This is a genomic window from Chromohalobacter canadensis (genome assembly GCF_029544075.1).
GTDB lineage: Bacteria > Pseudomonadota > Gammaproteobacteria > Pseudomonadales > Halomonadaceae > Chromohalobacter > Chromohalobacter canadensis_A.
On record NZ_JAJQJH010000007.1, the window covers coordinates 123654 to 143332 of the forward strand.

General features: G+C 57.9%; 20 protein-coding genes and 4 tRNA genes. 10 read left to right on the forward strand and 14 right to left on the reverse strand.

Annotated features, from left to right (window positions below; all coding sequences use genetic code 11):
- Nucleotides 1-132: 132 nt before the first annotated feature.
- Nucleotides 133-588 carry a hypothetical protein gene (locus LUN51_RS10805; protein WP_277811260.1) on the forward strand — a complete coding sequence of 152 codons (456 nt, stop codon included), beginning with the start codon at nt 133-135 and terminating at the stop codon, nt 586-588.
- Between the two features lie 184 nt (nt 589-772).
- Complete coding sequence (locus LUN51_RS10810; protein ID WP_277811261.1) at nt 773-1588, forward strand: helix-turn-helix domain-containing protein; 816 nt, start codon at nt 773-775, stop codon at nt 1586-1588.
- 254 nt (nt 1589-1842) lie between these two features.
- Here LUN51_RS10810 and LUN51_RS10815 read toward each other — a convergent pair whose 3' ends face one another.
- On the reverse strand, nt 1843-2433 hold the full coding sequence (locus LUN51_RS10815) for a hypothetical protein (protein WP_277811262.1): 591 nt from the start codon (nt 2431-2433) through the stop codon (nt 1843-1845).
- A gap of 203 nt (nt 2434-2636) precedes the next feature.
- Between LUN51_RS10815 and LUN51_RS10820 the strand changes: the two genes are divergently transcribed.
- Entirely contained in the window at nt 2637-3626 is a 990-nt protein-coding gene (locus LUN51_RS10820) for a phage integrase (RefSeq protein ID WP_277811263.1), read from the forward strand.
- Nucleotides 3627-4194: 568 nt separating this feature from the next.
- Here the strand turns inward: LUN51_RS10820 and LUN51_RS10825 are convergent.
- From LUN51_RS10825 to uvrY, 6 genes are all read right to left on the reverse strand, one after another.
- Nucleotides 4195-4281: transfer RNA gene (locus tag LUN51_RS10825), tRNA-Leu, on the reverse strand.
- Between the two features lie 34 nt (nt 4282-4315).
- Nucleotides 4316-4389: transfer RNA gene (locus LUN51_RS10830), tRNA-Cys, on the reverse strand.
- Nucleotides 4390-4426: 37 nt separating this feature from the next.
- Nucleotides 4427-4501 (reverse strand) — tRNA-Gly (locus tag LUN51_RS10835).
- A 77-nt stretch (nt 4502-4578) separates the two neighbouring features.
- On the reverse strand, nt 4579-5127 hold the full coding sequence (pgsA, locus tag LUN51_RS10840) for a CDP-diacylglycerol--glycerol-3-phosphate 3-phosphatidyltransferase (protein WP_277811264.1): 549 nt from the start codon (nt 5125-5127) through the stop codon (nt 4579-4581).
- Between the two features lie 64 nt (nt 5128-5191).
- On the reverse strand, nt 5192-7006 hold the full coding sequence (uvrC, locus tag LUN51_RS10845; RefSeq protein ID WP_277811265.1) for an excinuclease ABC subunit UvrC: 1815 nt from the start codon (nt 7004-7006) through the stop codon (nt 5192-5194).
- A gap of 96 nt (nt 7007-7102) precedes the next feature.
- Nucleotides 7103-7747: a UvrY/SirA/GacA family response regulator transcription factor gene (gene uvrY / locus LUN51_RS10850; protein WP_040241657.1), complete on the reverse strand. Its 645-nt coding sequence runs from the start codon at nt 7745-7747 to the stop codon at nt 7103-7105.
- Between the two features lie 328 nt (nt 7748-8075).
- On the opposite strand from uvrY, the gene LUN51_RS10855 reads away from it, so the two are divergent.
- Nucleotides 8076-8151 (forward strand) — tRNA-Ala (locus tag LUN51_RS10855).
- Between the two features lie 98 nt (nt 8152-8249).
- Here LUN51_RS10855 and LUN51_RS10860 read toward each other — a convergent pair.
- Complete coding sequence (locus LUN51_RS10860; RefSeq protein WP_175575896.1) at nt 8250-8423, reverse strand: hypothetical protein; 174 nt, start codon at nt 8421-8423, stop codon at nt 8250-8252.
- Nucleotides 8424-8779: 356 nt separating this feature from the next.
- Nucleotides 8780-9700: an ornithine carbamoyltransferase gene (gene argF, locus LUN51_RS10865; RefSeq protein WP_246894188.1), complete on the reverse strand. Its 921-nt coding sequence runs from the start codon at nt 9698-9700 to the stop codon at nt 8780-8782.
- Between the two features lie 320 nt (nt 9701-10020).
- Between argF and grxD the strand changes: the two genes are divergently transcribed.
- A complete protein-coding gene (gene grxD, locus LUN51_RS10870) occupies nt 10021-10359 on the forward strand; it encodes a Grx4 family monothiol glutaredoxin (RefSeq protein WP_246894187.1) in 339 nt (112 codons plus the stop codon).
- Between the two features lie 111 nt (nt 10360-10470).
- Here the strand turns inward: grxD and rnt are convergent, their stop codons facing one another.
- Entirely contained in the window at nt 10471-11136 is a 666-nt protein-coding gene (rnt, locus tag LUN51_RS10875) for a ribonuclease T (RefSeq protein WP_246894186.1), read from the reverse strand.
- A gap of 210 nt (nt 11137-11346) precedes the next feature.
- Here rnt and LUN51_RS10880 point away from each other — a divergent pair, with 210 nt between their 5' ends.
- The 5 genes from LUN51_RS10880 (at nt 11347) to LUN51_RS10900 (ending at nt 15365) form a co-directional block, all read left to right on the forward strand.
- Nucleotides 11347-12567: an argininosuccinate synthase gene (locus tag LUN51_RS10880; protein ID WP_246894185.1), complete on the forward strand. Its 1221-nt coding sequence runs from the start codon at nt 11347-11349 to the stop codon at nt 12565-12567.
- Between the two features lie 72 nt (nt 12568-12639).
- Complete coding sequence (locus LUN51_RS10885; protein WP_246894184.1) at nt 12640-12930, forward strand: HlyU family transcriptional regulator; 291 nt, start codon at nt 12640-12642, stop codon at nt 12928-12930.
- Between the two features lie 176 nt (nt 12931-13106).
- Nucleotides 13107-13781: a glutathione S-transferase gene (locus LUN51_RS10890; protein ID WP_277811266.1), complete on the forward strand. Its 675-nt coding sequence runs from the start codon at nt 13107-13109 to the stop codon at nt 13779-13781.
- An 11-nt stretch (nt 13782-13792) separates the two neighbouring features.
- The gene (locus LUN51_RS10895; RefSeq protein ID WP_277811267.1) at nt 13793-14230 is read left to right on the forward strand and encodes a DUF1161 domain-containing protein; all 438 of its coding nucleotides are present in this window, start codon (nt 13793-13795) and stop codon (nt 14228-14230) included.
- A gap of 85 nt (nt 14231-14315) precedes the next feature.
- On the forward strand, nt 14316-15365 hold the full coding sequence (locus tag LUN51_RS10900) for a tRNA-queuosine alpha-mannosyltransferase domain-containing protein (RefSeq protein WP_246894181.1): 1050 nt from the start codon (nt 14316-14318) through the stop codon (nt 15363-15365).
- Nucleotides 15366-15398: 33 nt separating this feature from the next.
- On the opposite strand, the gene nth is transcribed toward LUN51_RS10900, so the two are convergent.
- The 4 genes from nth to LUN51_RS10920 all read right to left on the reverse strand — a co-directional run bounded on the left by nth (nt 15399) and on the right by LUN51_RS10920 (nt 19652).
- The gene (gene nth / locus LUN51_RS10905) at nt 15399-16037 is read right to left on the reverse strand and encodes an endonuclease III (RefSeq protein WP_246894180.1); all 639 of its coding nucleotides are present in this window, start codon (nt 16035-16037) and stop codon (nt 15399-15401) included.
- A gap of 7 nt (nt 16038-16044) precedes the next feature.
- A complete protein-coding gene (gene rsxB / locus LUN51_RS10910) occupies nt 16045-17049 on the reverse strand; it encodes an electron transport complex subunit RsxB (protein ID WP_246894179.1) in 1005 nt (334 codons plus the stop codon).
- Between the two features lie 9 nt (nt 17050-17058).
- Nucleotides 17059-19104, reverse strand: a complete 2046-nt coding sequence (gene metG, locus LUN51_RS10915; protein ID WP_246894178.1) for a methionine--tRNA ligase — start codon at nt 19102-19104, stop codon at nt 17059-17061.
- A 155-nt stretch (nt 19105-19259) separates the two neighbouring features.
- Nucleotides 19260-19652, reverse strand: coding sequence for a gamma-glutamylcyclotransferase family protein (locus tag LUN51_RS10920; protein ID WP_246894177.1), 393 nt, complete (start codon nt 19650-19652; stop codon nt 19260-19262).
- Between the last annotated feature and the right edge of the window lie 27 nt (nt 19653-19679).

Sequence of the window (19679 nt, forward strand, 5' to 3'; positions counted from 1 at the left end):
GTGGTGGGCCTCGAGAGGGCAGGCTCACGTTGACGCGAGTTTGCGATATGCTTATGCACGTAAGCCCGGCATGCTGGGCAACGTAGCTTTGACCTTAAATAATGTATGTGAACAGAGTAAGAGGATAAAGTGATGAGTGCCATGCACGACCGGAATGTCTTCCAGGCTCGCCGCTGGGTGGCGGCGCTCACCATCGTGGCCACTACCACGACCCTGGCAGGGTGCGGAACCGTGTTCTATCCCGAGCGCAAAGGGCAGCCCAGTGGACGTATCGACCCTGCAGTGGCGGTAGCTGATGGCGTGGGCCTGTTGTTTTATATCATCCCCGGGGTCATCGCCTACGCCATCGACTTTTCCAATGGCACGATCTACCTGCCGAGTCGCAATACTGCACAGGTGGATACGCTGCATTTCGAGGACGAGTTGGATGCGCAAACGCTCGAGTCGGTGCTGGCCGAGCGCACGGGCGGGCCAGTGCGTCTAGATGATGAGCTCGTGCGGGTTGAGCGGGTCTCTTCTCGAGGTGAGGCGCTGGCGCTGGTGCGCATGTCCGGCACTTACGATAAAGAACGTCTTGCCTCGATGTAAGGACGTTGTTGGCGAGTAAAGCAGTCTAGTGCGAGTTGCCTCACATGACTTTGATGAGTGTCATGCTACGAGGCAATTCGTGATTGGCATGAGAAAAACCAGACATGTAAACGCGAATATCAAACTGTTATCAAAAAGACTCTAACGCATACTGAAAGCCCGATTCAGACGCAGGGAGTCTACGATGACATCACAATATAAAGCTTCTCGATTTGCGGCGCCGTCCGAGCACCCAACGCAAGCCTATCGTTTGAGCAGCATGTGCTTGCCAGCGCCCTTGTCGGTAGGCGAGCTGAACACGTTCAGCACCATCAGCCGTCAGGTATCGCCTTTGAGAAAGCGCCAAACGCTATTCGCACAAGGTGAAGAATTCAAAAGCCTGTATATCGTTCGCTGCGGAAGCTTGAAGCAAGTTTATCGTGATATCACCAATGAAGAACACATTACCCAGTTTTATTTACCGGGAGAGGTGGTGGGGCTTGATGCCATCAGTAGTGGTTTTCATCCGGGGGTGACGCAGGCATTGGAAACGACATCTGTCTGCGAAATATTGCCTGAAGCACTCGAAGAGCTCGCCCAAAAAAGACCGGGTGAGTTGGGCATGAACGGTTGTTTTCTGCGGGTGATGAGTCGCGCACTGCATCAGGAACGCATGATGGTGCGTCTATTTCTGAATAGAACATCCGATATCCGTTTGGCCAGCTTTCTGATTGCCTTATCGACGCGCTTTCGACAACAAGGTTATTCGCCGTTCAGCTTCCGCCTTTCCATGTCGCGTAGCGATATCGGCAATTATTTGGGGCTGGCGGTTGAGACGGTGAGCCGTCTATTGGGGCGTTTCCAAGACTTGGAATTGCTCACGGCAAAGGGACGAGAAATCAGGATCGACGATCTGGATGGGCTTATGGCATTGGCGGATGGGCGTGGGCGCCAATCCATTTGGCATGCCACGGTCTCTTCGCCAAGTCACAGTCATCTCGCCGGTATGCCGGCTCACTGAGGCCAAGTGCATGGGGCATTTGGTTGCCCTTTAGAGGCTATCGGGAGAAATACTAGTAGGAGAGGGCGCCAAGCGCTTGATTCTACTGGTGCCCGGAGCCGGACTTGAACCGGCACGGTGTTACCACCGAGAGATTTTAAGTTCTATCAATAGGTGGACACTGAGCACCAGTGTTCAACAAAATCATTAGGTTACGCATGACAAGGCGACATTGTTAGACTTTGCCAGCCAGTAAAGTGGACACTTTGTGGCCACTAATCAACGTCATCATCTCCTAGGAGGTGAGCGTTTTCATCAAGGTGCAAGCGCAAAGCATGTCGTATTTGAGCACCAGCCGACCGTTCCTGAATGTCCGCAAGTTCCTTGATGCGATCATAAAGGCTGGGTTCAATCATAAGAGAAATGGTTTGCTTTTTTTCACTGGCTCTCTTACGAGGCGTTCTAGGCGCTTTAGAAGCCTCAGTAGGGGGTTCCCCCTCATGGTGGCTAGAAAAGCCCGTAGACGCCTTGATAGCGTGCGTGTTGGAAGGGGGTAGGTTAGTTGGTGAATCGGTAGATCCAAAACGTTGACTTTGCTTGATGCCAGCCAAAAATTCACCCAGTGCCTTTTCCGAATGTCTGGCAGTGTACGGCATAGGGGGCATTACCCCCTCAACTGACCAGCGCTCGAACCACACGCTATCGTTAATCGACCTGTTACGTACGCATTCGTAGTAAAGACCAAAAGCTTCAAACCAAGGACCTTTCTGGAGCAACCCAAGCAAATTGCGCCAGCCTTCTGGCTTTGCCTGCTTGAGGTAAGACCAAAGGCGACGACGCTCGTTTTTGGTAAGGTGACTGCTCATCCTATTCCACCATAGAACCTATATAGAAAGTATATTAGCTGCTAGCCAGCGAATACGCAATGTATCCGACTAAAACCTATATTTGACCTATATAGGTTTCTGGTGCTATACCTATATAGGTCTTCAAGCAGTGTCAAACACTGTCAATTAACGGCACCCATAAAGGGTGATCTGCGAGACGTGTTACAGGGAGGGTCTCGGTTGTGGCAGTAAAAAAGCAGGAGGATGGTACATGGCTGGTTGACTTTCGTGGCAACGGGAAAGGCTCAAAACGGTTCAGGAAAAAGTTCAAAACCAAAGGGGAAGCCCTGCGGTACATGAGCTATGTCAAAACCAAAGTGGTTCAACAGCCTGACTGGAACCCGCCTAAGAAAGATATGCGCCGGCTATCAGACTTGATTATGCGTTGGTATGAAATTCATGGAAAGCATAGCAAATCAGGTGAAAGCCGGAAATCACGACTTCTAAAATTGGCAGAAGTATCTGGCAATCCAACTGCCGAGAATCTGAATGCAGGATGGTTTGTAAGTCTCCGGGAAGTCAGAAGCAAAGATGTTTCAGCAAACACCTTGAATCATGATAGAGCTTACTTGAGCGCCATGTTTAATGAGCTAAGGAGAGTTGGCGAATGGGGAAAGGAAAATCCAATAAAAGATAGCAGGAAAATTAAGTATGATGAAAGGGAGTTGCGTTATCTTTCCAAGAAAGAGATAGAAGTGCTACTCGATAAGCTAAGTGAGTCAAGAAACAAATCAGCACTTTTGATAACGAAGGTATGCTTGGCAACAGGAGCGAGGTGGAGTGAAGCCGAGACCCTGAGGAGAGAAAACGTAAAGGATGGAAAGATATCTTTTTGGAGTACAAAGAACGGAAAGGCGCGCCATATTCCTATTGGCAGAGAGCTAGAAGAGGAAGTGCTCAGTCATGGAGGTAGCGGCAGGCTTTTTAGAGGAAGTTATGAGGCATTTAGTAATGCAATAAGAAAAGCAAATATAGAACTACCAGAAGGGCAAATGACACATGTGTTAAGGCATACTTTTGCGAGCCATTTTATTATGCAGGGGGGAAGTATACTGACACTTCAAAGAATACTTGATCACTCAACTATAACGATGACAATGCGATATGCTCATTTATCGCCAGACCATCTTGAGGAAGCCAAAAGCCTAAATGCATTAGAGGTTATTAAATGAAAAGACTTGAGCGCCTTAAAAGTGTTGGAATGAAGATTCACGCTATGTCACATATTATGGAAAATCAGCATTTAACAGACGACATATATACCGAAATTCTAGAAAATCTGCATAGCGAACTTGGCAATGCAATTGAAGAATATAAAAGCTCCAATATTGTCACATTCCCCGCGGCGTATGCTCCCTCAAGCTCCAGGATCAAGGGTAATGGCCCGTCAACCTAAGCCGTGGCCGCTTTGTATCGGGCCAGACGGTGGCGGCGGCGTCAACCCGTGCTGCGCAGAGTATGACGCCGCCGCCACCGCCTGGCGTTGGATAGAGGCGACCGACGGCGATAGGTGACGGGGTAAACCCCTGTTCATCAGGATATTGATAAGGGAGGTGACACCGGGAGGGCAGTGTGCATGGCAAGCAGAAAGGCGCCGCGTATAGCTGGGTCGTTTAGCATCGCCTAACCGGCGATCAACCAGAGACCTAAACGATTACAGAAAGTGGACACTTTGTGGTCAACGAGCTAGTTAACAAGGACTGCGCAAGATGGGGAAGGGCGCCAAGTGCCTGATATTACTGGTGCCCGGAGCCGGACTTGAACCGGCACGGTGTTACCACCGAGAGATTTTAAGTCTCTTGCGTCTACCAATTTCGCCATCCGGGCTAACGGATACGGAAGGGGAACACCGCAGAAAAAATGGAGGCTGGAGTCGGAATCGAACCGGCGTTGACGGAGTTGCAGTCCGCTGCATCACCACTCTGCCATCCAGCCTTGTTGCGCTCGTTGAAAAACGATCAACGTTCGAGTTTGGAGCGGGAAACGAGATTCGAACTCGCGACCCTCGCCTTGGCAAGGCGATGCTCTACCACTGAGCTATTCCCGCCGAACTCGAGGACGTATTATAGAGATAAGCCTGTGAATGTCAAACGTTTATGTGCTTCTCTGACGTGGAAATAATGCTCACATGGAGCGCGTCAATTCCGGCCATGCTGCGCGCAGGTACTGGAACATCGACCACAGCGTCAGCGTAGCGGCGACATAAAGTAGAGCGACGCCCAAGTTGGCGATCATCGAGCCAGGTGCGAAGCCGAGCAACAGCAGCAGCGAGACCATCTGCAGCGTGGTTTTTAGCTTCCCTATCCAAGAGACGGAGACACTACCACGCTTGCCGATTTCCGCCATCCACTCGCGTAACGCCGAGATGACGATCTCCCGACCGATAATGACCAAGCCCGGTAGTGTCAGCCACACAGCGTCGAAACGTTCGATCAGGAGGGCGAGGGCGACGGCGACCATGAGCTTGTCCGCTACTGGGTCGAGAAAGGCGCCGAAGGGGGTGCTCTGGTTCCAGCGACGCGCCAGGTAACCATCGAGCCAGTCGGTCACAGCAGCAAGCCCGAACAATCCCGCACACAGGAACATGCTCCAGGAATAAGGGAGATAAAAGGCGATCACCAGCAAGGGAATGAACACGATTCGCGCAAGCGTCAATAGGTTGGGGATGTTCATCGAGCGATGTAAGTCCTGACTGGTGAATGAGATCGTCGTGCCATTGTATCTTTCCGCTCATGGCTCATCCATGCAAGGCCTGATGAATGGTCGTGGCCATTTGAGCGCTGATACCGGGCACGCGGGCCAGTTCATCGCGGCTGGCCTGGCGGACGCCCTGAAGCCCGCCGAAGAAGCGTAACAACTCTCGACGGCGTTTGGGACCGACACCGGGAATGTCCTGCAGGGTCGAGGTGCGGCGTTGCTTGTCGCGCTGCTGTCGATGCCCGGTAATCGCAAAGCGGTGCGCTTCGTCGCGGATATGCTGGATCAAGTGCAGCCCAGGGGAGGCGCTATCGAGCGATAAGGCATTGTCGACGGTTTCCAGGAATAACGTCTCGAGGCCGGGCTTGCGTGTCGTACCTTTGGCGACGCCGAGCAGATGCGTGTTCATGATGCCGACATCTTCTAGCACCTCGCGCGCCATGTTGAGCTGCCCCTTGCCGCCATCGACGATAAGGACGTCGGGCAGCTTGCTTTCGTCCTGCACCAGGCGCTTGTAGCGGCGTGTCAGCGCTTGGCGCATGGCTGCGTAATCGTCGCCCGCCGCGACGCCTTCGATATTGAAACGCCGATAATCGGATTTGACCGGCCCGTCTTGATCGAAAACCACACAAGAGGCGACTGTCGCTTCGCCGTGGCTATGGCTGATGTCGAAACACTCCAGACGCGTCGGGGTTTCCTGTAGATCGAGCGCCTTGCGCAAGGCATCGAAGCGTTTGGCCAACTGCGAGCGGTTGGCTAGCTGGCTAGTGAGGTGCTGTTCGGCGTTGGTGTCGGCCAGGCGCAGCCATTGGGCGCGATGACCGCGTACCTGATGCGCCACACGGATGCGTTTGCCGGCACGTTCGGAGAGTGCGGCCTGAATGACATCGGCATCCACAAGCGGCAGGGACGTGATGACCTCGCTGGGGATGTCGCGATCGTGACCTAGGTAATAATGGCTGATGAACGCGCCGAGTAGTTCTTCCGCCGTCAGGTCCAGGCCGTTTTGCGGCATGTGGTGGCGCGCCCCGAGCATGCGTCCGCCACGTACGCTTAGAGTGCTGATGCAGACGCCGCCCGGGCGCTCGGCGAGAGCAAAGATGTCGGCATCGCCATCGCCAGTATCGACAATCTGACGCTCCTGCAGGCGTCGCAGTTGCTGAATTTGATCGCGAAGGCGTCCCGCTTCCTCGAAGTCCAGCGCCTGGCTGGCGGCTTCCATGTCCTGGGTGAGTTGCGCGGTCACCTGCTCGCTGCGCCCGTCCAGAGCCATGATGGCGTGGTCGATGTCGCGCTGGTATTCCTCGCGGCCGATATAGTCGACACAGGGTGCGCTGCAGCGCTGTATCTGATACTGAAGACAAGGCCTTGTGCGATGGGCGAAAACGCTGTCCTCACAATTTCGGATACGAAAGATCTTCTGCACCAACGCTAGACTCTCGCGGACGGCGGTCGTGCTGGGGAAAGGGCCTAGATAGCGACCGTCGCCGCGTTTCCCGCGCGCGCGTTTGAACTCGAGTGCGGGGTAAGGATGGCGATCCGAGACAAAAATGAACGGATAGGACTTATCGTCGCGCAGGAGGATGTTATACGGCGGTCGCTGCTCCTTGATGAGCGTCTGCTCGAGCAGGAGCGCCTCGGTTTCGGTGCGCGTGATGGTGACCTGGATATCTGCGATACGGCTGACCAGGGCTTGCGTCTTGGTGTTGAGCGCACCACGAAAATAGCTGGCAAGACGTGCCTTGAGCCGCTTGGCTTTGCCTACATACAAGATTTCGCCGTCGGTATCCAGCATGCGGTACACGCCGGGCGATTCGGAAACCGTCTTGAGGAAATGCTTGGCGTCGAAGCTCATGGGCGCGGGACAATCGTTGAGTCGGTCATGCCCGTTAGTATATCAAAGGGAAAGGGGCGCCGGAGACCCGAGTCGAGGCGCCGGCGACACCAGGTATCAAGAGGCTTCGTAGCCGTCTATCAAGCCGTAACGCAGCCCCAGGTGGGTGAGCTCGACATCAGATTGCACATTCAGTTTTTCGAAAATGCGGTAGCGATACGTGTTGACGGTCTTGGGACTCAGGAAGAGTCGGTCGGAGATATCGCTGACCTTCTGGCAGTTGACGATCATCATCGCCACTTGTAGCTCGCGATGCGAGAGTTGGTCGAAAGGGTTGTCCTGCGAGCCTATCTTGGACAGCACGACCTTCTGGGCGATATCCGGGCTGATGTAGCGTTGTCCCCCGAAGATGGCACGGATCGCGCGGACCATTTCATCGAGCTCTGTGCCCTTGCTGATGAACCCGGCGGCGCCAGCATCCATGAGGCGCTGGGCAAACGCTTCTTCGAGGAATGCTGTCACGATCACAACCTTGATATCCGACATGCCACGCATGATCTTGCGCGTGGCTTCGAGTCCACCGATACCGGGCATGCGTATATCCATCAATACGATATCGGGGCGCATTTCACGTGCCATGTTGACGGCTTCTTCGCCATCGACGGCCTCGGCGATAACGTGCAAGCCGTCTTCGGAATCCAGCATTCGGGCAATGCTAGTACGAACTAGATGGTGATCATCAGCGACAAGAACCTTGATCAAGGGAACTCCTGCAATCAATCGCCGGTTAACGAAATAAGGGGTATGTTGGCCCTTATGTGGCGGCCATTATGTAATGCTTCAGCTCCATGCGCTATGTGGTGGTAGCGATGCGCTCAATCAACTTAACAGTAATATTGGCTTTATGCTGCCGTGGGTTTTGCAGTTTCGCGCGCTGCGTGGCGCTAGTGCTGAGTGGCCTTTGGCGCATGACAGGTACGCATTGACATGAATGGATAGCAGTCGTAGTATACGCAGCGTTCCAGGGGCACTATCACGGATATATCCTTTGGCAAGTAGATAAACGCATCGCACGATGCGATATCGACATGGGGCCTTAGCTCAGTTGGGAGAGCGCAACACTGGCAGTGTTGAGGTCAGCGGTTCGAACCCGCTAGGCTCCACCAGATCCGCCTAATATCAAGCCGCCGACGCATCGCGTCGGCGGCTTTTTTCGTATCTTGCCTAGCGTCTAACGTTAAACGGTCGACGGCAATGTTTTCCCTCAAGGGCTGGCAGGGCCGCTGGCGCCGCATTCCAGACATCGGTATTGCATACCGTCCTCGGCATGGCGCTCTTCGAAGGCTTGCAGGCGCTCGTCGTCATTGATCGTCTCGCTGACGCTGCACGCCGGGCACTCGATGGTACGTTCATTGTTGCGTTGCTCGATGAGAAACATGCTGTTCTCCTGCCGTAGTCTCGACTCGATGAAAGGCATATCTGCCGTACAGTGACGGCAAGGCACGAAGCCTGTGAGCGCGGAGCTCGTAAAGAGAAAAGTCGGCGTTTGGCGGGGTGGCGTCAACGTAGACATTGGCGACGCTCAGGTAGTAAAAAATCAACGCTCGCGGGGTGTTGGAAGCGTACCTGCGAGTGGCTTCGTCGCAAAGCGGGGTGTCGGGTAGGGTCGTGCCGTGGTAGTGAAGTTACAGGAAGGGCAATTCGGCGCGCGTGGCGCGCAGGGCAAGACAGGGCGTCGCAGAAAGAAAGAAACGATGCCGCCCGGGCGGCATCGTTTCGTGGTAGGTCGGTAAGTTAGTCGTCGACTTTGCCGAGCAGGAGGAATTCGATCAAAGCCTTCTGGGCGTGCAGGCGATTGCCGGCTTCTTGCCATACCACGGCACGCGGATCGTCGAGCAGAGTCGTGCTGATTTCTTCGCCACGATGCGCGGGCAGGCAATGTAGAAACAGCGCACTATCGGCGGCGCGGTCGAGCAATGCCTCGGTGACCTGAAAGCCGTCGAAATCCCGCTCGCGCTTGGCTTGTTCCTCTTCCTGGCCCATCGAGGCCCAGACGTCCGTGGTGATTAGCCCCGCGCCTTGCACCGCCTGCTGTGGGTCGTGCGATATCTCCACGCGATCGCCGGCGGCCGCCACGAGGTCGGCATTCGGCTCGTAGCCTGGCGGACAGCAGATGCGCAGCCGGAAATCGAACTGCCGTGCGGCATTGATCCACGAATGACACATGTTGTTGCCGTCACCGATCCAGACCGCGGTCTTGCCCTTCACCGACCCGCGGCATTCGGTCCAGGTCATGACATCGGCCAGAAGCTGGCAAGGGTGATAGTCATCGGTCAGTGCGTTGATGACCGGAACCTGGCTGGCGGCGGCGTATTCTTCGAGCCCGGCATGCGAGAAGGTGCGGATCATGACGATGTCCACCATCTCGGCGAGAACGCGAGCGGTGTCGCCGATCGGCTCGCCGCGTCCTAGCTGCGTGTCTCGAGGAGAAAGGAACAATGCATGGCCGCCGAAATGTGCCATGGCGGTTTCGAAGGAAACCCGCGTGCGCGTCGAGGACTTCTCGAAAAACATCGCCAGGGTGCGATTGGTGAAAGGCGTATAGGTCGGCCCTTGCGCTTTGAGGCGGTTCTTGATCGTGATCGCACGCTGAATGAGGTGATTAAGTTCCTCGGGTGACAAATCGAGCAAGGTCAAGAAGTGGCGTGTGGCCATGGCGACGCTCCTTTCAAATGTGATCCACGGCATATCAGGGCGACGACGCCCACCGATGAAAGCGCGTGAGCGTCCCAGCCAAGACGCGCCCCGAGGCCCGGCTTTCTGCGACGCTCGGCCTTGCAAGGGCGACATGCGGGCCGTGCGGAAAGTCGACCATCCTAGCCAGGCTGCCGAGAAGGCGCAATTGTCGATATCAAGAGTGTCGGCGTTACGAGGGCTGTTTTCGGCGCTCGCCATCAGTAGAATGGAGGTACATTCACCCGATGTATTGCGGTGGTGCCGGCCAATGGCAAGCCGCCCCGCGTGAGGAAACTGAGATGAGCACGACTCTCGAGAACATCCAGCAGCAAATCGGCGAAAACACGATTCTGCTCTATATGAAAGGCACCCCTCAGCTGCCACAGTGCGGCTTTTCCGCCCAGGCGGTGCAGGCGGTCATGGCGTGCGGTGAGCGTTTCGCCTTCGTCAACATCCTCGACAATCCGGACATTCGTACTGAATTGCCCAAATACGCCAACTGGCCGACCTTTCCGCAGCTGTGGGTCAATGGCGAACTGGTTGGCGGCTGCGACATCATCGTGGAAATGTACGAAAGCGGTGAGTTGGAGAAACTAATCAAGGAAGCCACAGCCAACGCCGAAACCGAACAGGAGTGAGGCGTTGAGCCGGACGTCCTTCCCTGGAAGGGCCTTGGCGCATCGAAAAGCCCTGCCGATGAACATCGGCAGGGCTTTCGTATGGGTGACAAGCGAGTATGACGTGTCGCGTCAGTCCTCGCCCATGCTTTGTTCCTTCTGGGCCAGCTCCCAGCCGCCGAGATCTTTGTAACGGTTGATCATGGCACAGAATAACTCGGCGGTGCGCTCGGTATCGTAACGGGCTGAGTGAGCCGAGTCGTTATCGAACTGTATGCCCGCCGCACGGCAGGCGCGTGCCAGTACGGTCTGGCCGTAGATCAAACCACCCAGCGTGGCGGTATCGAAACACGAAAACGGATGAAAAGGGTTGCGCTTGATGCCGTTGCGTTCGATGGCGGCATTCAAGAAGCCCTGGTCGAAAGCGGCGTTATGGCCGACCAAGATGGCGCGAGTGCATTGGTTGGCCTTGATCGCCTTGCGCACTGGCTTGAAGATTTCGCCCAACGCGTCGTGCTCGCTCAATGCCACTTGCTGGCGCAATGGGCTATCCAGGTCGATGCCGGTGAAGTCCAGTGCAGCCTGCTCGATGTTTGCCCCGTCGAAGGGTTTGACGTGGAAGGCGTGCGTGGTATCAGGCATCAGGTTGCCTTGCTCGTCCATGGTCAGGGTCACCGCGGCGATCTCGAGCAGAGCGTCACTCTGGGCGTTGAAACCCCCGGTTTCCAGATCGACGACAACAGGGAGAAAGCCTCGAAAACGTTGAGCCATCAAATCGCGTGCCTGGCCGTCGCTCATGCTTTTGCTCCCATCCCGATGCGGTCTCGATAGCGTCGCCACACCCGGGGCGGGGCGACAAAGTGGCAGCGAGTGTAGCATTTTCGCCCCTCGACGTCCCGCCGCTCGGTATTCGTCAGCCTCGCTCGGCGCTATAATCGGGTGACGTTTTCTCGCTGTGTTCACGCAGCCGAACCATTCGATCAATATCCATCTTTTCAGGAGTCCCGCATGTCCGATGTGAACAAGGTCGTCCTCGCCTATTCCGGCGGCCTGGATACGTCCGTCATCGTCAAGTGGTTGCAGGAAACCTACGATTGCGAGGTGGTGACGTTTACCGCCGACATCGGTCAGGGCGAAGAGGTCGAGCCGGCGCGAACCAAGGCACAGGCCTTGGGCGTCAAGGAAATCTATATCGAGGACCTGCGTGAAGAGTTCGTGCGCGACTATGTCTATCCGATGTTCCGCGCCAACACGATCTACGAAGGCGAATATCTACTGGGGACCTCCATCGCGCGGCCGTTGATCGCCAAGCGGCTGATCGAGATCGCCAACGAGACCGGCGCCGATGCCATTTCTCACGGCGCTACCGGCAAGGGCAACGATCAGGTACGCTTCGAACTCGGCGCCTATGCGTTGAAGCCCGGCGTCCAAGTGATTGCCCCGTGGCGTGAGTGGGACCTCAACTCCCGTGAGAAGTTGATGGATTATTGCGAGAAGCACGACATTCCGGTCGACTTCTCCAAGAGCAAGAAGAAATCGCCGTACTCCATGGACGCCAATCTGCTGCATATTTCTTACGAAGGCGGCATTCTCGAGGATCCCTGGGCGGAAGCCGAAGAGGACATGTGGCGCTGGAGCGTGTCGCCGGAGGCAGCGCCGGAGACGCCTACGTATATCGAATTGACCTTCGAGAAAGGCGATGTCGTGGCTATCGACGGCGAGCCGCTCAAGCCTCATGAGGTGCTTTCCAAGCTCAACAAGCTCGGTGGCGACAACGGCATCGGGCGTCTGGATATCGTCGAGAACCGCTATGTGGGCATGAAATCTCGTGGCTGCTACGAAACCCCGGGCGGCACCATCATGCTGCGCGCCCACCGCGCCATCGAGTCACTGACGCTCGACCGCGAAGCCGCGCACCTCAAGGATGAGATGATGCCCAAGTACGCCGAAGTCATCTACAACGGCTACTGGTGGAGCCCGGAGCGCAAGATGCTGCAGGCTGCCATCGACGAGACTCAGGGCAACGTCAACGGCGTGGTACGCATGAAGCTCTACAAGGGCAGTGCCACCGTGGTCGGGCGCAAGTCCGAGGAATCGCTGTTCGATGCTTCCATCGCGACCTTCGAGGACGATGCAGGCGCCTACGATCAGAAAGACGCTGAAGGCTTCATCAAACTCAACGCCTTGCGTTTGCGTATCGCGGCGGCAAAAGGCCGCAATGCGAATTGATCCGTATCCACTCGCGTTGAACGTCTCCCGGCCGGGCGGCGTTCAACGCATAGCCAGCGCGCAGGAGGCTTCATGCTGAAACGACTCATCGAGGGCTTGTTTCGCAGCGGCGATGTCAATGACGAGGAAATACCCGCGACAGACTACGAAGGTTATTTGATTACGCCGGACCCGCAGGATGCCGGTGGTCAGTACCGGGTCAGCGGCTGGATTCGCAAGCCCATCGCAGGCGGTGAAACACTCGAACATCGCTTCGAGCGCTCGGATATCGTGTCTAGCCGTGAGGATTGTATCGAGTTGACGTTGCGCAAGGCGCAGCGCTTTATTGATGATACTGGCGACGAAATGTTCGAGGATCGCTGAGCGTTTCTATCGATCACTATTATCGTGCACGCGATTACCAACGCCACTATCTTTGGAGCTACGGCTTCTGGAGGAGTGGCGTTTTTTATTTCCACGACGCCTAGGGCAATCATTCGAGCGGGGACCCTCGCCGCTTAGAGCGGGCCCAACCTTTTATCATCCCGATGGAGCCGCGCATGATTACCGTGCATCACCTCGACAACTCCCGCTCGCTACGCATCGTCTGGTTACTTGAAGCCCTGCAGCAAGCTTATGAGCTCGTGACCCATCATCGCTATCCGCAGACATTGCTGGCGCCGGAGAGTCTCAAGCGTCTTCATCCACTCGGCAAGGCGCCGCTGATCGTCGACGAGGGGCTGACCGTGGCCGAGTCTGGGGCGATCATCGACTACTTGATCGAACGTTACGACGAGGGCCATTTGGCACCGCCGGTGGGGACGCCTGAGCATCGCGACTACCGTTATTGGCTGCATTACGCCGAAGGCTCCGCAATGCCACCGTTGGTGATGCATCTGGTTTTTTCGCGTTTGGGTAAGCCGCCGGTGCCGGCGTTGTTGCGTCCTGTGGCGGGCAAATTAGGACAGGGTGTACAAGCCAAGTTTCTGAACCCTGAGATCGAGCGGCATCTGGCTTTCTGGGAGTCCACGCTCGCCGAGCATGCATGGTTTGCCGGCTCAGACTTCACGGCGGCAGATATTCAGATGAGTTTCCCCGTGTTGGCTGTCGAATCACGACGTGGCATCAAGGATTTCCCCGCCATTGTCGATTGGTTGGCGCGGGTGCGTGAGCGGCCGGACTATCAGCGTGCCGTGGCGCAGACCGGCGAATTGAATCTGAGTGCGTCACGCTAGAGGAGGCGAACATGATGAGTCATTGGTGGGTAAAAGGGCTGGCACTGGGAATGATGGCGTTGCCGGTCATCGCCAGCGCTCAGGAAGAACCGCGCGATGACGGAGGTGACAATGTTTCCGGCGTGATGGCCTGCGATGTCCTTCAGGATGAGATCGAAGCCAAGATTCGTGCTAATGGTGTCGAGGACTTTGCGCTCGATATTATCGCCAGCGAACGCGTCGACGAGGAGGGGGTCCGTGAGGACGACGCTCTCGCCGGAGGGGAAGTCGTGGGAAGCTGTGCCGGCGGCACGCGTAAGGTGATCTATCGACGCGGCGCTCAAGGGAGCGGGGCCATGTCGTCCTCGGATGCCTCGCTGCCACCGTCTGACGCGAGTACTGAGCCAGGTAGAGACACTACCGATGAAACGCTGAGTGAAGACTCCGAAAGCGAGGATACCGGGCACTAGCGGATTCTACTCCCGCCTTTTGGCGGTCCGCTTCCGTCAGCCTCCGGGCTTGGCTACCATGGCGCCTTTTATCCAGGAGGCGCGCGTGAAGGCCTTATTGCTTTCCGCCTACGCAGCCGTGAGTCACCGGCACTGGGCGGATGGGCTGCAGCAGCAGTTCCCCGAGATCGACTGGCGGCGATTGGAACTGCCACCACGGCATTTTCCCTGGCGTATCCGCGGCAACCCTCTGACCTGGCTGGGCCAGGAGATCGACTGTCTCCATGAGGACTACGATCTGGTCGTCGCGACCTCGATGGTCGATCTGGCGACCTTGGTGGGCCTTTGCCCCTCGCTGGCGCGTGCGCGCAAGGTCGTGTACTTCCATGAAAACCAGTTTGCCTATCCGCTTCCCAAGGGCCAACGCATCCGCGCCGAGCCGCTAATGGTCAATCTCTACGCGGCCCTGGCGGCGGATGTCGTCGTCTTCAACAGTGCCTACAACCGCGACAGCCTATTGCGCGGGGCGCGCGAATTCCTCAAACGCATGCCTGAGCGCCTGCCGCTCGACTCCGTGTTGTCACGCGTCGCCGATAAGGCTGTGGTGCTCCCCGTGCCCTTGTCCGAGGAGATGCCCAAGCCCGCGCGCTCGGGGCAGCGAATTCTGTGGAATCATCGCTGGGAATATGACAAGAACCCCGAGGCGTTCTTTACTGCACTGGAAACGTTGGCCACGCGAGGCATCGACTTCGAGGTAGCGGTAATGGGCCAGCAGTTCCGCGATCAGCCGCCGGTCTTCGAGGCGGCGCGTGCGTGGCTGGGTGAGCGCGTCGTGTGCTGGGGCGAGCAGCCCGGTGATGTCTACCGAGACATGCTCGACAGCGCCGATATCGTGGTATCTACGACCGATCATGAATTCCAGGGGCTGGCGGTCATGGAGGCAGTGACCCATGGCTGCGTACCGCTGGTGCCGGACCGCCTGTGCTTTCCCGAGTATTATGCGTCGGCGTATCGCTACGCGGGCGATCAAACGACGCTCGAGGCCACGCTGGCGCAATGGCTGACCCAGCCGGCGTCACGCCCGGCGCTGCCCGACGCGCGAGCCTGGCAATGGCCGGCGTGGCGCGAGGCGTATCGCGAGGTGCTCATGGGGTGATGATGCACGCATCTTGCTGCGATCACGCTGCGTTCATTCGATTTCGGTCTTGTCCTTGTACTCGCAGAGATCCTCGATCACGCAGCTTCCGCAGCGTGGCTTGCGCGCCACGCAGGTGTAGCGCCCGTGCAGAATTAGCCAATGATGGGCATCGTGCAGAAAGTCCTTGGGCACGTGGCGCATCAGTTTCTGCTCGACCTCGAGCACGTTCTTGCCCGGTGCGATGCGCGTGCGATTGGCGACCCGGAAGATATGCGTGTCCACCGCCATGGTCGGCTGGCCGAACGCAGTATTGAGAATCACGTTGGCGGTCTTTCGCCCGACACCGGGTAGCGCTTCCAGTGCCTCGCGGGTGTCCGGTACCTCGCCGCCGTGCCGTTCGAGCAACAGGTGGCAGGTTTTCATCAGGTTGTCGGCCTTGCTGTTGTACAGGCCGATGGTCTTGATCTTGTCCTTGAGCCCATCGATGCCCAGGTCGAGGATGCCCTGCGGGGTATTGGCGACGGGGAACAAGCGCGCGGTGGCCTTGTTGACGCCGACATCCGTGGCCTGGGCGGACAACAGCACCGCCGTCAGTAGCTCGAAAGGCGTCTGCCAGTGAAGTTCCGTGGTCGGCGTGGGGTTGTGATCGCGCAGGCGCGAAAAGATCTCGTAGCGTTTTTGAGCGTTCATGGGGGAATCACGTCGATGAGGGAGAATCGAACGCGGCACGGGCTGCGTCGAGCATGCGCTGGGCTTCGTCGACCTGGCCATGCGCGGCCTCGAGGCTGGCGGCATCGCCATGGCGCTGGGCATGCGTGACTTGTTGGCGAGCCTTGCGCAATGACTGCTCGGCGGCTTTGACGGCCATGCGCCGATGGTGCGTAGTAGAGGAGTCGGCGCGCGGTGCCTGGGCGTTGCCGAGTTGCCGGTCGACGTCCGCCAGGCGCGAGGTCAGCGTATCGGCGCGTTCATCGAGCGCTCGGCGTGCCTCGGGATCTAGCCCGTCGCGCTGACGTTGACGTTCCACACGCTTGAGTCCGGCGACCAACGTGGCACGCGTCGCCTTGAGTGACGTGGTATCCACGCTGGCTGCAGCGTCCTGTTGCGTCGGCTGAGCAGGGGCTGTCTCGCGTTTAGTGCTTGCCGTCACGGCTGCTTGACGACGTTCGCGCTTGCGTCGCTTTTCCTCAGCTTGCCGGGCGAGACGCTGCTGGCGTGCCTCGTAGCGTTGTCGACCCAGTTCGGCACGTTTGGACAAGTAGGCGTCTTGCTGGGCTTGTGTCTCGGCGGCGACCCATTCGGGATGCGGCAGGATATCGATGCAGTCGACCGGGCAGGGTGCCACGCAGAGTTCACAGCCGGTGCATTCGGATTCGATCACCGTATGCATCTGCTTGGCTGCGCCGAGGATAGCGTCCACCGGGCACGCTTGGATGCACTTGGTGCAGCCGATGCACTCTGCCTCGCGAATATACGCTACCTTGGGAGACTCCGCGGGCTGCGCGAGGGGCTGGCGCGCCTGGCCTGTCAACTCGGCCAGCCGCGCCATAGTCGCCTCGCCACCGGGCGGGCATTTATTGATCGCCTCGCCGGCGGCAATGCCTTCGGCATAGGGGCGACAGCCGGGATGCCCGCACTTGCCGCATTGCGTCTGCGGCAGTTCGGCATCGAGGGTCTCGATGAGCGCGCGATTAGCGGACACCTTACCTCCTCAGGTCACGCGCTGGCCGGGTTCCGCACCGCTATCCGGCGACAGCAGATAGATGCCGCCCTCCTGGTCGCCAGCGGCCAGCACCATGCCTTCCGAAACGCCGAAACGCATCTTGCGCGGCGCCAGGTTGGCGACCATCACGGTCAGGCGCCCCTCCAGGGCTTCGGGCGCGTAGACGGCACGGATGCCCGAGAACACGGTGCGTGTCTCACCGCCCAAGTCGAGCGTCAACTTGAGCAGTTTCTTGGCGCCCTCGACGTACTCGGCCTTGGCAATACGCACGATGCGCATATCGAGCTTGGCGAAATCGTCGAAGCTGATCTCATCGGCGATTGGATCGTCGGCGAGGGGGCCCTTGGCCTGTTCCTTGAGCTTCTGCTCTTCGGCAAGCACTTCCTTGGACGCCTCGGTCATCTGCGCGATCTTGTCGGTATCGACGCGGGTCATCAGCGGCTTGAACTTGGCGATGGCATGGTCTTCGAGCACATGATGGCGGCTTCCCCAGTCGAGAGAATCGACCTGTAGAAAGACGCGTGCCTGCTCGGCCATGGTCGGCACCACGGGCTGCAAGTAGACCATCAGCACGTGGAACAGGTTGATCCCCACCGAGCAGATATCGAGCACTTCTTGCTCGCGGCCTTCTTCCTTGGCCAGTACCCAGGGCGCCTTGTCGGCGATATAGGCATTGGCCTCGTCGGCGAGCTCCATGATCTTGCGCATGGCGCGGCCGAATTCGCGTGCCTCGTAATCGGCGGCGATGGCCTCGCCAGCGTCCACGAAATGCGCCACCAGCTCGGGCTCGACGCAGCGCGCGGCGAGTTGCCCGTCGCCCAGCTTCTTGACGAAGCCTGCGCAGCGGCTGGCGATATTGACCACCTTGCCGACCAAGTCCGAGTTCACGCGCGAGGCGAAGTCTTCGAGATTGAGATCGAGATCGTCGACCCCGGCGGTGAGCTTGGCAGCGAAGTAGTAGCGCAGATATTCGGGGTTGAGATACTCGGCGTAGGTCTGCGCCTTGATGAAGGTGCCACGGGACTTGGACATCTTGGCGCCGTTGACGGTGACGAAGCCGTGGCAATTGACGCCGGTCGGCGTGCGCAGCCCCGCGCCCTCTAGCATCGCCGGCCAGAACAGGGCGTGGAAGTAGACGATGTCCTTGCCGATGAAGTGATAGACCTCTGCTTCCGAGTCGCGGCGCCAGTAGCTGTCGAAGTCGATGCCCTCACGCTCGCAGAGGTTCTGGAAGCTGGCCAGGTAACCGATCGGCGCGTCCAGCCAGACATAGAAATACTTGCCCGGCGCATCGGGGATCTCGAAGCCGAAGTAGGGCGCGTCGCGGGAGATGTCCCACTCGTTGAAGCCTGACTCGAACCACTCCAGCAGCTTGTTGCGAATCTGCGGCTGCACATGACCGCCATTGATCCAGCCCTGCATGAAATCGGCAAAGTCAGGAAGCTTGAAGAAATAGTGTGTGGACGTGCGAACTTCCGGCGTGGCGCCGCTGATCGCCGAGACCGGATCGATCAGTTCGGCCGGCGTGTAGGTCGCACCGCACGCTTCGCAGTTATCGCCGTATTGATCGTCGCTATGGCACTTGGGGCAGGTGCCCTTGATGAAACGGTCGGCGAGGAACAACCCTTTGATCGGGTCGTACATCTGCTCGATGTCGCGCGTGGAGATATGCCCGGCGTCGCGTAGCGCTTTATAGATGCGCTCGCTGTGCTGGCGGTTCTCTTCCGAGTGCGTCGAATGATAGTTGTCGAACGCCACTCCGAAGCGGGCGAAATCGGCCTGATGCTCGGCGCTAACGTTGCTGATCAGTTGCTCCGAGGTGATGCCTTCCTGCTCCGCGCGCAACATGATGGCGGTGCCATGGGCATCGTCGGCACAGACATAATGGCACTCGTGGCCGCGGCTTTTCTGGAAGCGCACCCAGATATCGGTCTGGATATACTCGAGCAAATGGCCCAGATGTATCGAGCCGTTGGCATAGGGCAGGGCACTGGTAACCAGGATCTTGCGCTTGGCGTTGGCGGTAGTCGGCATGGCGGCTCTAGTGACGAAAGTCGGAAACGAAAGAAGGCGTCGCGAACGACATCGACGAAAAGGCGATTGTAGCCCGCTTGGCGCTTGGCTGCATCCGTGATGCGGAAGACAACATCCACGCGGCCGGTGCTTGTAACACCTCGGTAAGGGTACGCTCAGGGCGTGCTTGGCCAGCCGCCGGTGCGGATGGCTGGACACCCCGTGACATCGAGATTGTAGAGATAAAGCCATGCGGGGCCGAAGGCGGTGCGATGAATGATACGGTCGTAGGTGCCGTTGTGCGGCGCGCGCACGCGATAATCCTCGAGTTGGTCGAGATCGCGTAGCCCTTGCGCATCGACCCGGTAGAGTTCCACTTCGATGCCGTGGGAGGGCTCCGCCTTGGCGCCGGGGCAATGCCCCAGGTCGTAGAGGGTGACATCACTGAGCGTATCCGCACCAATGAACTCGGCGCCTGCGAGCCAATGGTGATTGCGTAGGCCATGCTTGAGCGTGCCGTACACGGCGACCAACGGTGTGCGGCGAATGGCGAGAGCGGGTGAATGCATGGGCCCCCTGCGTTGACGACGAATGAC

Bases quoted from the DNA above. Each gene is read 5' to 3' on its own strand.
- LUN51_RS10805 (WP_277811260.1), top strand. From the start codon at position 133: ATGAGTGCCATGCACGACCGGAATGTCTTCCAGGCTCGCCGCTGGGTG.
- LUN51_RS10810 (WP_277811261.1), top strand. From the start codon at position 773: ATGACATCACAATATAAAGCTTCTCGATTTGCGGCGCCGTCCGAGCAC.
- LUN51_RS10815 (WP_277811262.1), bottom strand. From the start codon at position 2,433: ATGAGCAGTCACCTTACCAAAAACGAGCGTCGTCGCCTTTGGTCTTAC.
- pgsA (WP_277811264.1), bottom strand. From the start codon at position 5,127: ATGAACATCCCCAACCTATTGACGCTTGCGCGAATCGTGTTCATTCCC.
- uvrC (WP_277811265.1), bottom strand. From the start codon at position 7,006: ATGAGCTTCGACGCCAAGCATTTCCTCAAGACGGTTTCCGAATCGCCC.
- LUN51_RS10860 (WP_175575896.1), bottom strand. From the start codon at position 8,423: ATGTTTCTCATCGAGCAACGCAACAATGAACGTACCATCGAGTGCCCG.
- argF (WP_246894188.1), bottom strand. From the start codon at position 9,700: ATGGCCACACGCCACTTCTTGACCTTGCTCGATTTGTCACCCGAGGAA.
- grxD (WP_246894187.1), top strand. From the start codon at position 10,021: ATGAGCACGACTCTCGAGAACATCCAGCAGCAAATCGGCGAAAACACG.
- rnt (WP_246894186.1), bottom strand. From the start codon at position 11,136: ATGAGCGACGGCCAGGCACGCGATTTGATGGCTCAACGTTTTCGAGGC.
- LUN51_RS10880 (WP_246894185.1), top strand. From the start codon at position 11,347: ATGTCCGATGTGAACAAGGTCGTCCTCGCCTATTCCGGCGGCCTGGAT.
- LUN51_RS10885 (WP_246894184.1), top strand. From the start codon at position 12,640: ATGCTGAAACGACTCATCGAGGGCTTGTTTCGCAGCGGCGATGTCAAT.
- LUN51_RS10890 (WP_277811266.1), top strand. From the start codon at position 13,107: ATGATTACCGTGCATCACCTCGACAACTCCCGCTCGCTACGCATCGTC.
- LUN51_RS10895 (WP_277811267.1), top strand. From the start codon at position 13,793: ATGATGAGTCATTGGTGGGTAAAAGGGCTGGCACTGGGAATGATGGCG.
- nth (WP_246894180.1), bottom strand. From the start codon at position 16,037: ATGAACGCTCAAAAACGCTACGAGATCTTTTCGCGCCTGCGCGATCAC.
- metG (WP_246894178.1), bottom strand. From the start codon at position 19,104: ATGCCGACTACCGCCAACGCCAAGCGCAAGATCCTGGTTACCAGTGCC.
- LUN51_RS10920 (WP_246894177.1), bottom strand. From the start codon at position 19,652: ATGCATTCACCCGCTCTCGCCATTCGCCGCACACCGTTGGTCGCCGTG.